Source organism: Rhodococcus sp. CX, assembly GCF_015865005.1.
Lineage (GTDB): Bacteria > Actinomycetota > Actinomycetes > Mycobacteriales > Mycobacteriaceae > Rhodococcus.
The window spans coordinates 1-9,749 of sequence record NZ_JADZGH010000105.1 but is presented as its reverse complement, the minus strand read 5'-3'; the positions used below and the strand labels follow the sequence as shown (position 1 = coordinate 9,749).

10 protein-coding genes, 1 rRNA gene and 1 pseudogene are annotated in these 9,749 nt (G+C 65.7%); 11 read left to right on the top strand and 1 reads right to left on the bottom strand.

Annotation, left to right across the window (positions count from 1 at the left end; all coding sequences use genetic code 11):
• The 9 genes and pseudogenes from I0Q12_RS32630 to I0Q12_RS11455 form a co-directional block, all read left to right on the top strand.
• Positions 1 to 241 (top strand): F0F1 ATP synthase subunit A (locus I0Q12_RS32630; protein ID WP_231610460.1); only part of this gene is annotated, 241 nt, incomplete at its 5' end.
• Between the two features lie 85 nt (positions 242 to 326).
• A pseudogene (locus tag I0Q12_RS11490) lies at positions 327 to 580 on the top strand (ATP synthase F0 subunit C).
• A gap of 11 nt (positions 581 to 591) precedes the next feature.
• Positions 592 to 1,152, top strand: a complete 561-nt coding sequence (locus I0Q12_RS11485) for a F0F1 ATP synthase subunit B (RefSeq protein ID WP_197252040.1) — start codon at positions 592 to 594, stop codon at positions 1,150 to 1,152.
• 5 nt (positions 1,153 to 1,157) lie between these two features.
• Entirely contained in the window at positions 1,158 to 1,994 is an 837-nt protein-coding gene (locus I0Q12_RS11480; RefSeq protein WP_197252039.1) for a F0F1 ATP synthase subunit delta, read from the top strand.
• A 62-nt stretch (positions 1,995 to 2,056) separates the two neighbouring features.
• On the top strand, positions 2,057 to 3,700 hold the full coding sequence (gene atpA, locus I0Q12_RS11475; protein ID WP_197252038.1) for a F0F1 ATP synthase subunit alpha: 1,644 nt from the start codon (positions 2,057 to 2,059) through the stop codon (positions 3,698 to 3,700).
• 48 nt (positions 3,701 to 3,748) lie between these two features.
• The gene (locus I0Q12_RS11470) at positions 3,749 to 4,732 is read left to right on the top strand and encodes a F0F1 ATP synthase subunit gamma (protein WP_197252037.1); all 984 of its coding nucleotides are present in this window, start codon (positions 3,749 to 3,751) and stop codon (positions 4,730 to 4,732) included.
• Positions 4,733 to 4,738: 6 nt separating this feature from the next.
• The gene (atpD, locus tag I0Q12_RS11465; RefSeq protein ID WP_197252036.1) at positions 4,739 to 6,187 is read left to right on the top strand and encodes a F0F1 ATP synthase subunit beta; all 1,449 of its coding nucleotides are present in this window, start codon (positions 4,739 to 4,741) and stop codon (positions 6,185 to 6,187) included.
• A 6-nt stretch (positions 6,188 to 6,193) separates the two neighbouring features.
• Positions 6,194 to 6,559, top strand: coding sequence for a F0F1 ATP synthase subunit epsilon (locus tag I0Q12_RS11460; RefSeq protein ID WP_197252035.1), 366 nt, complete (start codon positions 6,194 to 6,196; stop codon positions 6,557 to 6,559).
• A gap of 52 nt (positions 6,560 to 6,611) precedes the next feature.
• Positions 6,612 to 7,037, top strand: a complete 426-nt coding sequence (locus I0Q12_RS11455) for a DUF2550 domain-containing protein (protein ID WP_197252034.1) — start codon at positions 6,612 to 6,614, stop codon at positions 7,035 to 7,037.
• A gap of 53 nt (positions 7,038 to 7,090) precedes the next feature.
• On the opposite strand, the gene I0Q12_RS11450 is transcribed toward I0Q12_RS11455, so the two are convergent.
• Complete coding sequence (locus I0Q12_RS11450) at positions 7,091 to 7,663, bottom strand: cob(I)yrinic acid a,c-diamide adenosyltransferase (protein ID WP_197252033.1); 573 nt, start codon at positions 7,661 to 7,663, stop codon at positions 7,091 to 7,093.
• A gap of 57 nt (positions 7,664 to 7,720) precedes the next feature.
• On the opposite strand from I0Q12_RS11450, the gene murA reads away from it, so the two are divergent.
• Both murA and I0Q12_RS11440 read left to right on the top strand, forming a co-directional pair.
• A complete protein-coding gene (gene murA / locus I0Q12_RS11445) occupies positions 7,721 to 8,983 on the top strand; it encodes a UDP-N-acetylglucosamine 1-carboxyvinyltransferase (protein ID WP_197252032.1) in 1,263 nt (420 codons plus the stop codon).
• A 533-nt stretch (positions 8,984 to 9,516) separates the two neighbouring features.
• Positions 9,517 to 9,749 (top strand): 16S ribosomal RNA (locus I0Q12_RS11440); the annotation flags it as partial.

Below are 9,749 nucleotides of genomic sequence, written 5' to 3'. Positions count from 1 at the left end.
GACCATCCGTCTCATGGCCAACATGCTGGCCGGCCACATCATGCTGGTGCTGTTCTTCAGCGCGACCCAGTTCTTCTTCTTCTCGTCCGAGGGCGCGATGAAGCTGTTCGGTATCGGCTCGCTGATCGGTGGCGTCGCGTTCACCTTCTTCGAACTGCTGGTCATCGTGCTGCAGGCCTACATCTTCGCGCTGCTGACCGCGGTGTACATCGACCTCGCGCTGCACGCCGAAGAGCACTAGCCGAACTGCACCACCACACAACATCACAGACTGACTCGGTTACCGATCCCCGGGGCCGAGCCACTAGAAAGGGAATGGAACACCAATGAGCGTTGCGCTTCAGGCAGTCGAGATCCTCGCGCAGGAAGAGACCACCTTCAAGGGTCTCGGTGCCGTCGGCTACGGCCTCGCCGCCATCGGCCCGGGTGTCGGCATCGGCATCGTCGTCGGTAAGGCGATCGAGGGCATGGCCCGTCAGCCCGAGATGGCCGGACAGCTGCGCACCACCATGTTCCTCGGTATCGCATTCACACCGAGGCCCTCGCGCTGATCGGCATCGTTGCCGGCTTCATCTTCTGATCGTCGCGACCATGGCTGACAGCATCCTGTTGCTCGCGGAGGAGGCGGAGACCCATAATCCGCTCCTGCCCGCGACGTACGACATCGTTTGGTCGCTCGTCGCCCTGATCATCGTCGGTCTCGTCTTCTGGAAGTACGTGCTTCCGCTGTTCCAGAAGGTCCTCGACGAGCGATCGGAGCAGATCGAAGGCGGCATCAAGAAGGCGGAGGAGGCACAGGCGGAAGCCGCTGCCGCGCTCGAGCAGTACCGCGCGCAGCTCGCCGAGGCCCGTACCGAAGCGGCGCAGATCCGCGAAGAGGCCCGTGCCCAGGGTCAGCAGATCATCGCCGACATGAAGGCGCAGGCCCAGGAGGAGAGCGACCGCATCGTCGCTGCCGGCCACGCTCAGCTGCAGGCCCAGCGTCAGCAGATCGTGACCGAACTCCGTGGCGATCTCGGCCGCACCGCCGTCGACCTGTCCGAGAAGATCATCGGTGAGGCTCTCTCCGATGACGTCAAGCGTGCCGGTTCCATCGACCGCTTCCTCAGCGAGCTCGAATCCCTCAGCGCTGACTCTGCATCCGGAAAGTGAGCACCATGTACGCAGCAAGCCGTGAGGCACTCGCTCATACGCGATCCGCGCTGCAGGACGCCTTGGCGTCGAGCACCGCATCCGCTGGTGCGGGTGCCGCGACTGCCGCTGCGGCACAGGCCGGCTCCGATCTGTTCTCGGTGGTCGAGGTGCTCGACGGCCAGCGCACCCTTCGCGGTGCGCTGGCGGACGCCTCGACCCCGGCGGCAGCTCGCCAGGCGCTGGCCGAGCAGGTCTTCGGGGGCAAGGTTTCGGCCGCGGCCCTGGCGACCGTCAAGGCCGCGGTGGGCCAGGACTGGTCGGCGCAGTCCGACCTGACCAACTCGCTCGTTCAGCTCGGCCGCGAGGCCCTGCTGAAGGCGGCGGAAGACCAGAACCAGCTGGACACGGTCGAGGACGAGCTGTTCCGGCTCGGACGGATCGTCGCCGGCAGCGGGGAACTCGAGCAGGCTCTCTCCGACCGCAGCACCCCCGTGCAGGCCAAGCGCGAGCTCCTCTCGCGCCTGCTGTACGGCAAGTGCACGGCGGTCACCGAGGCTCTGGCAGTTCAGGCCGTCGGGCGCCTGAAGAAGGCCCCGGCCGACACGTTCGACGAGCTGTCCGCTCTCGCTGCAACTCAGCGGGACCGCGAGGTCGCCCACGTGCGCAGCGCCGCCCCCCTCAGCCAGGCTCAGACCGAGCGCCTCAGCGCGATTCTGACCCGCACCTACGGGAAGCCTGTGACGGTCCACGTCGAGGTCGATCCCGAGCTCCTCAGTGGATTGGTCGTCCGGGTGGGCGACGAGGTCATCGACGGCACAGCTGCGGGACGACTCGCGGCCGTGCGGAAGAACCTCACGTAGTCCACTACCGAACACACACCTAGAGATCTTTTCGAAGACCAGATACCGAGAGCAGGAAGAACATGGCGGAGCTGACGATCTCCTCCGACGAGATCCGTAGCGCGATTGACAATTACACCGCGAGCTACTCCCCGGAGGCCTCCCGCGAGGAGGTCGGCGTGGTCGTCGACACCAGTGACGGCATCGCGCACATCAGCGGCCTCCCGTCGGCGATGGCCAACGAGCTGCTGGAATTCCCCGGTGGCGTGCTGGGCGTGGCCCTCAACCTCGAGGCCACCGAGATCGGCGCCGTTATCCTCGGCGACTTCCAGGACATTGCTGAGGGCCAGGAAGTCAAGCGGACCGGCGACGTTCTGTCGGTGCCGGTCGGCGACGGCTACCTCGGCCGCGTCGTGAACCCGCTGGGTCAGCCGATCGACGGCCTCGGCGAGATCGAGTCCACCGAGAACCGCGCCCTCGAGCTGCAGGCCGCGACCGTGCTGCAGCGCCAGCCGGTCGAGGAGCCGCTGCAGACCGGCATCAAGGCCATCGACGCGATGACCCCGATCGGCCGCGGCCAGCGTCAGCTCGTCATCGGCGACCGCAAGACCGGTAAGACCGCGGTCTGCATCGACGCGATCCTCAACCAGAAGGCCAACTGGGCGACCGGCGACCCGAAGCAGCAGGTCCGCTGCATCTACGTCGCGATCGGCCAGAAGGGTTCGACCATCGCGGGTGTCAAGCAGGCCCTCGAGGAGAACGGCGCGATGGAGTACACCACCATCGTCGCGGCTCCGGCCTCCGACTCCGCCGGCTTCAAGTGGCTGGCCCCCTACACCGGTTCGGCCATCGGCCAGCACTGGATGTACCAGGGCAAGCACGTCCTCGTCGTGTTCGACGACCTGACCAAGCAGGCCGAGGCGTACCGCGCCATCTCGCTGCTGCTGCGTCGCCCGCCGGGACGTGAGGCCTACCCCGGTGACGTGTTCTACCTGCACTCCCGTCTGCTGGAGCGTTCGGCGAAGCTGTCCGACGAGCTCGGCGGCGGTTCGCTGACCGCGCTGCCGATCATCGAGACGAAGGCCAACGACGTGTCGGCCTACATCCCGACGAACGTCATCTCGATCACCGACGGCCAGGTCTTCCTCGAGTCCGACCTGTTCAACAAGGGTGTCCGCCCCGCCATCAACGTCGGTATCTCGGTTTCCCGAGTCGGTGGCGCCGCCCAGACCAAGGGCATGAAGAAGGTGTCCGGTTCGCTGCGTCTGGAGCTCGCGCAGTTCCGTGAGCTCGAAGGCTTCGCCGCCTTCGCGTCGGACCTCGATGCCGCGTCGAAGGCTCAGCTCGAGCGCGGTCAGCGTCTCGTCGAGCTGCTCAAGCAGGACCAGTACGCGCCGATCGCCGTCGAGGACCAGATCGTCTCGATCTTCCTCGCCGGTGAGGGTGTCTTCGACTCCGTTCCGGTCGAGGACGTGCGTCGCTTCGAGACCGAGCTCCTGGAGGATCTGCACCGCAGCGCCGCAGGCGTCTACGAGCAGATCGCCGGCGGCAAGGCGCTGTCCGACGAGTCGATCGAGGCCCTGCACGCCGCGACCGCCAAGTTCAAGGAGGGCTTCATCGCCTCCGACGGCAGCCGCGTCGTGAACGAGGCCGAGGCCGCCCCGCTGGGCGCCGAAGAGGTCGAGCAGGAGCAGGTCTCCGTCAAGCGCACCACCGTTCGCAAGTGAGCGGGGAGACCATGACCGAGCGTCCAGTGAAGGGAGTGTGATCGACGAATGGCTAGCTTGCGTGAGCTGCGCTCGCGGATCAAGTCGGTCAACTCGACCAAGAAGATCACCAAGGCGCAGGAACTGATCGCGACTTCGCGCATCACCAAGGCCCAGGCTCGGGTTGCCGCGTCGAAGCCGTACTCCGAGGAGATCACCAAGGTCCTCTCGGAGCTGGCGAGCGCGTCGGCGTCGTTGGATCACCCCCTGCTCAACGAGCGCGAGAACCCCAAGCGTGCCGCCGTGCTGGTCGTGACCAGCGACCGCGGTATGTGCGGTGGTTACAACTCCAACGTCCTCAAGGAAGCCGAAGAGCTGCGTCAGCTGCTCATCAGCGAGGGCAAGGAGCCGGTGCTGTACGTGCTGGGCGGCAAGGGCCTGGCCTACTACACCTTCCGTGAGCGCCCGGTCGCGGGTGCGTGGACCGGCTTCTCGCAGGCTCCGCGCTACGCGGACGCCGCGAAGGCCAGCCGCCACCTGGTGGAGCTGTTCATGGCTGGGTCCGGTTCCGAGGTTCCCGACCCGAACGGTGTGGGCACCATCGAGGGCGTCGACGAACTGCACATCGTCTACACGCGTTTCGTGTCGATGCTGACGCAGACCCCCGAGGTCCGCCGTATGGCGCCGCTCGAGGTGAGCATCACCGAGGACGAGATCGACCTCGGCGAGGACATGCTGTCCGACGGCCACCGCGCGTCGGGCAACGAAGGACCGCGTGCCGGGTACAACTTCGAGCCGGAGGCCGGGACGCTGCTCGCGGCACTGCTGCCGAAGTACATCAGCACGCGTATCTTCGCGTCGCTGCTGGACGCGGCCGCTTCCGAGTCGGCCGCTCGCCGTACCGCCATGAAGGCCGCGACGGACAACGCCACGGAACTGGTGAACACACTCAGCCGACAGGCCAACCAGGCCCGCCAGGCCCAGATCACCCAGGAAATCAGCGAGATCGTCGGCGGTGCCGGTGCGCTCGCCTCGAGTGCAGGAAGTGACTGAACCACAATGACCGCAGCAGTAACCGACAACAACGCCGGTGCGGCGTCGGCCCTTGCCGGGCGCGTCGTCCGCGTCATCGGCGCCGTCGTCGACGTGGAATTCCCGCGTGGCGCCGTGCCCGAGCTGTTCAACGCCCTCCACGCAGAGGTCACTCTGCCGACCGTGGCGAAGACCCTGACCCTCGAGGTCGCGCAGCACCTGGGTGACAACCTGGTCCGCACGATCTCGATGCAGCCGACCGACGGCCTGGTGCGCGGCACCTCCGTCGTCGACACCGGTCGCCCGATCTCCGTTCCCGTCGGTGACGTCGTCAAGGGCCACGTGTTCAACGCCCTCGGTGACTGCCTCGACGCGCCGGGCACCGGCCGCGACGGCGAGCAGTGGGGCATCCACCGCAAGCCCCCGGCCTTCGACCAGCTCGAGGGCAAGACCGAGATCCTCGAGACCGGTATCAAGGTCATCGACCTGCTGACCCCGTACGTCAAGGGCGGCAAGATCGGTCTGTTCGGTGGCGCCGGTGTCGGCAAGACCGTTCTGATCCAGGAGATGATCACCCGTATCGCGCGTGAGTTCTCCGGCACCTCGGTGTTCGCCGGCGTCGGCGAGCGCACCCGTGAGGGCACCGACCTCCACCTCGAGATGGAGGAGATGGGCGTTCTCCAGGACACGGCCCTCGTGTTCGGCCAGATGGACGAGCCGCCGGGAACGCGTATGCGCGTCGCCCTGTCCGCGCTGACCATGGCGGAGTACTTCCGCGATGTCCAAGGCCAGGACGTGCTGCTGTTCATCGACAACATCTTCCGGTTCACCCAGGCCGGTTCCGAGGTTTCGACCCTGCTCGGTCGTATGCCTTCGGCCGTGGGTTACCAGCCGACGCTGGCCGACGAGATGGGTGAGCTGCAGGAGCGCATCACCTCGACCCGTGGTCGTTCGATCACCTCGCTGCAGGCGATCTACGTCCCCGCCGACGACTACACCGACCCGGCGCCGGCCACGACCTTCGCGCACCTCGATGCGACCACCGAGCTCTCGCGTCCGATCTCGCAGATGGGTATCTACCCCGCTGTGGACCCGCTGACGTCGACCTCGCGCATCCTGGAGCCCGGCATCGTCGGTGCCGAGCACTTCCGCGTCGCCAACGAGGTCAAGCGGATCCTGCAGAAGTACAAGGAACTGCAGGACATCATCGCCATCCTCGGTATGGACGAGCTCTCCGAAGAGGACAAGGTCCTCGTCGGCCGCGCCCGTCGCCTGCAGAAGTTCCTCGGCCAGAACTTCATCGTCGCCGAGAAGTTCACCGGTGAGCCCGGTTCGGTCGTGCCGCTGCGCGACACCATCGAGGCGTTCGACCGCGTCTGCAAGGGCGAGTTCGACCACCTTCCGGAGCAGGCCTTCAACAGCTGCGGTGGACTCGACGACGTCGAGGCCGCAGCCAAGAAGATCGCCGGAAAGTAGTCCGACATGGCTGAGATGACCGTTGACATCGTTGCCGTCGAGCAGCGTGTGTGGTCGGGTTCGGCGAAGCTGGTCTCCGCGCAGACCACCGAAGGCGAGATCGGCATCATGCCCGGACACGAGCCGGTTCTCGGCCAGCTCGTCGAGGGCGGCGTCGTTGCCGTCACGACCGTCGACGGTGAGCGCATCGTCGCTGCCGTGCACGGCGGTTTCCTCTCGGTGACCGCCACGTCGGTGACCGTGCTCGCCGAGGACGCGGACCTCGTTCAGGACATCGACGTGGAGGCCGCCAAGGCGGTCCTCGCCGAGAGCCAGGACGAGGCAGAGATCGCAGCGGCCAAGGGTCGCCTGCGGGCCGTCGAGCGCGCCTGATCGAGAAGAACTACGAGAAGCCGCGACGGAGCCACGAGAAGTGACAATAGGAATGATCGTTCTAGTCATTCTTGTTGTGCTGCTCGCGGGCGCCGTCGCGGCTTTTCTGTACCGTCTTCGCAAACTCCGCGGCGGTGGAACCGCCGCGATCCTCCGGGTCCTGCCCAACAACGCCGGCAACGGCTGGCGGCACGGCATCATCCGGTACGGCGAGAACAATCTCGTCTTCTACAAGCTCTCCAGTCTCCGTCTCGGGCCGGATTCCCGGATCACCCGCCGAGGCGTCGAGGTGCGCGAACGTCGCAAGCCGGAGGGCAACGAGTACGACATCATGACCGAGGACATCGTGATCCTCGAGCTGGCCGACGGCACCGACGTCTTCGAGGTCGCCTTCGACACCGGAGCGCTGACGGCGTTCCTGTCCTGGGTCGAGTCCCGTCCGTCGAATCGGTCGCAGCGCCGCCGCCCCAACACCTGACCCCCGGTGCGCGGTTTTGGTAGCAGCAGCTACCGAAACCGCGCACGAGCAGGTCAGGCGCCGGCGCCCGGCTTCCACAGGACGTCGCCGTCCGGGTTCGCGAGCCGGCCCAGAATGAACAGCAGGTCGGACAGCCGGTTCAGATACTTCGCCGGCAGCACGTTCGTGTCGTCCGGATGCGTATCCACAGCCGCCCACGCCGAGCGTTCCGCCCGCCGCGTGACGGTGCGGGCGGTGTGCAGCAACGCCGCCAGGGGAGTGCCCCCGGGAAGAATGAAGGAGTTCAGCGGCTCGAGTTCCTCGTTGAACTCGTCGCACCATCCTTCGAGGCGATCGATGTAGGCCTGGGTGATCCGCAGCGGCGGATACTTCGGGTTCTCGACAATTGGAGTCGACAGATCCGCGCCCGCATCGAACAGATCGTTCTGGATCTGCCGCAGGACGGGCACGAAACGCTCGGGTGCATCGCCCAGTGCAAGCGCGACGCCGATCGCGGCGTTCGCCTCGTCGCAGTCCGCATACGCAATCAGTCGCGGGTCGTTCTTCGATACTCGGGAAAAGTCACTGAGCCCGGTCGTTCCGTCGTCGCCGGTGCGGGTGTAGATCCTGGTGAGGTGGACAGCCATGGCCGTCACGGTACCGGCTCGGGTGGTATCCCGGAGGCCTCGTTACGCTGTGGCGTTGTGAGTGAACGCTTTCTCGTCACCGGTGGTAGCCGGCTCGTAGGTGAGGTCGTCGTCGGTGGCGCCAAGAACAGTGTTCTGAAGCTGATGGCCGCCGCGTTGCTCGCCGAAGGCACCACCGTCATCACGAATTGCCCCGATATTCTCGACGTTCCCCTGATGGCGGAGGTCCTCCGCGGACTGGGTTGTGTCGTCGAGCTCGAAGGCGACGAGGTTCGCATCACGACGCCCGCGCAGCCGCAGTACCGGGCAGATTTCGCGGCGGTTCGGCAGTTCCGCGCATCGGTATGTGTGCTCGGGCCGCTCGTCGCACGCTGCCGACGGGCCGTCGTCGCACTACCGGGCGGTGACGCGATCGGTTCCCGTCCGCTGGACATGCACCAGACCGGCCTGCGTCTTCTGGGTGCGCACAGCACGATCGAACACGGCTGCGTCGTCGCCGAGGCCGACGACCTGCACGGCGCCACCATTCGCCTGGCGTTCCCGTCGGTGGGTGCCACCGAGAACATACTGATGGCGGCGGTGCTGGCGAAGGGTGAGACCACCATCGACAACGCCGCCCGGGAACCGGAGATCGTCGATCTGTGCAACATGCTCGTGCAGATGGGTGCCCGGATCAGCGGGGCAGGAACGACGACGCTGCGGATCACGGGTGTCCCTTCGTTGGAGCCGACGACGCACCGCTGCATCGGTGACCGGATCGTTGCCGCGACGTGGGGGATCGCCGCCGCCATGACGCAGGGAGACGTCCGGGTTCGCGGCGTCAATCCCAAGCACCTCGCACTCGTGCTCGACAAATTGCGCGCGGCCGGCGCCGCGGTCACCCCCGAGGTCGACGGCTTCAGGGTCGTCCAGAACGACCGGCCCCGGGCGGTCAACTTCGCGACATTGCCCTATCCGGGATTCCCGACCGACCTGCAGCCCATGGCGATCGGGCTCGCCGCGGTCGCCGACGGAACGTCGATGATCACCGAGAACGTGTTCGAAGCGCGGTTCCGGTTCGTCGAGGAGATGGTTCGGCTCGGCGCCGATGCGCGGACCGATGGTCATCACGCAGTGGTTCGGGGAGTCGAGGAACTGTCGAGTGCGCCGGTCTGGTCGTCCGACATCCGGGCAGGTGCGGGTCTCGTCCTCGCCGGCCTGTGCGCGGACGGGGTGACCGAGGTCCACGACGTCTACCACATCGATCGCGGCTATCCGCGGTTCGTGGAGATCATCAAGGAGCTCGGCGGCGGAATCGAACGCGTCGGGACCGACTCCTGACGATGTGCTGCGGGTCACCCGGACGAGATCGGCGCGGACCGCGCCCAACGACCGGCCGTGACCAGGCAAAACGCGGCGCGCCAACCTCGTGACCAGGCGATTTGGAAACGACTTGATCCTCCCGTAACTTATTCCAGGTCAGAGCGACACGGACACCGACCTGGACCTGAGGGACCGGGACAACGAGGTTGGACGAAGGCGCCTGAACGATTTCCCCCGACACAAACCTTCTGGTAAGGTTGGTGTCCGCGCCGGAAGCCGAAAGGCTTGGCGGCGACGAACAAGTCACCCCTGAACGAGCGAATGCAAGATTCGTAAGCGATGGTGTGTGCGTGTTCTTTGAGAACTCAACAGTGTGCCGATGAATGTCAGTGCCAAATTTTTTTGGTGCGACCGTCGAACTTTCGATGGTTGTTGCTGGACATCACATTCTTCCGTCTGTGGTGGTCCAGTGTTTGCTAGTTTGAGTTTTTACGCTAGTGATTTGGCTCGATGTCTATGACTGATTACCCCTTCGGGGGAATCGTGAGTCTTTAACGGAGAGTTTGATCCTGGCTCAGGACGAACGCTGGCGGCGTGCTTAACACATGCAAGTCGAACGATGAAGCCCAGCTTGCTGGGTGGATTAGTGGCGAACGGGTGAGTAACACGTGGGTGATCTGCCCTGCACTTCGGGATAAGCCCGGGAAACTGGGTCTAATACCGGATATGATCACGAGCTGCATGGCTTGTGGTGGAAAGGTTTACTGGTGCAGGATGAGCCCGC

Bases quoted from the DNA above. Each gene is read 5' to 3' on its own strand.
- I0Q12_RS11485 (WP_197252040.1), top strand. From the start codon at position 592: ATGGCTGACAGCATCCTGTTGCTCGCGGAGGAGGCGGAGACCCATAAT.
- I0Q12_RS11480 (WP_197252039.1), top strand. From the start codon at position 1,158: ATGTACGCAGCAAGCCGTGAGGCACTCGCTCATACGCGATCCGCGCTG.
- atpA (WP_197252038.1), top strand. From the start codon at position 2,057: ATGGCGGAGCTGACGATCTCCTCCGACGAGATCCGTAGCGCGATTGAC.
- I0Q12_RS11470 (WP_197252037.1), top strand. From the start codon at position 3,749: ATGGCTAGCTTGCGTGAGCTGCGCTCGCGGATCAAGTCGGTCAACTCG.
- atpD (WP_197252036.1), top strand. From the start codon at position 4,739: ATGACCGCAGCAGTAACCGACAACAACGCCGGTGCGGCGTCGGCCCTT.
- I0Q12_RS11460 (WP_197252035.1), top strand. From the start codon at position 6,194: ATGGCTGAGATGACCGTTGACATCGTTGCCGTCGAGCAGCGTGTGTGG.
- I0Q12_RS11455 (WP_197252034.1), top strand. From the start codon at position 6,612: ATGATCGTTCTAGTCATTCTTGTTGTGCTGCTCGCGGGCGCCGTCGCG.
- I0Q12_RS11450 (WP_197252033.1), bottom strand. From the start codon at position 7,663: ATGGCTGTCCACCTCACCAGGATCTACACCCGCACCGGCGACGACGGA.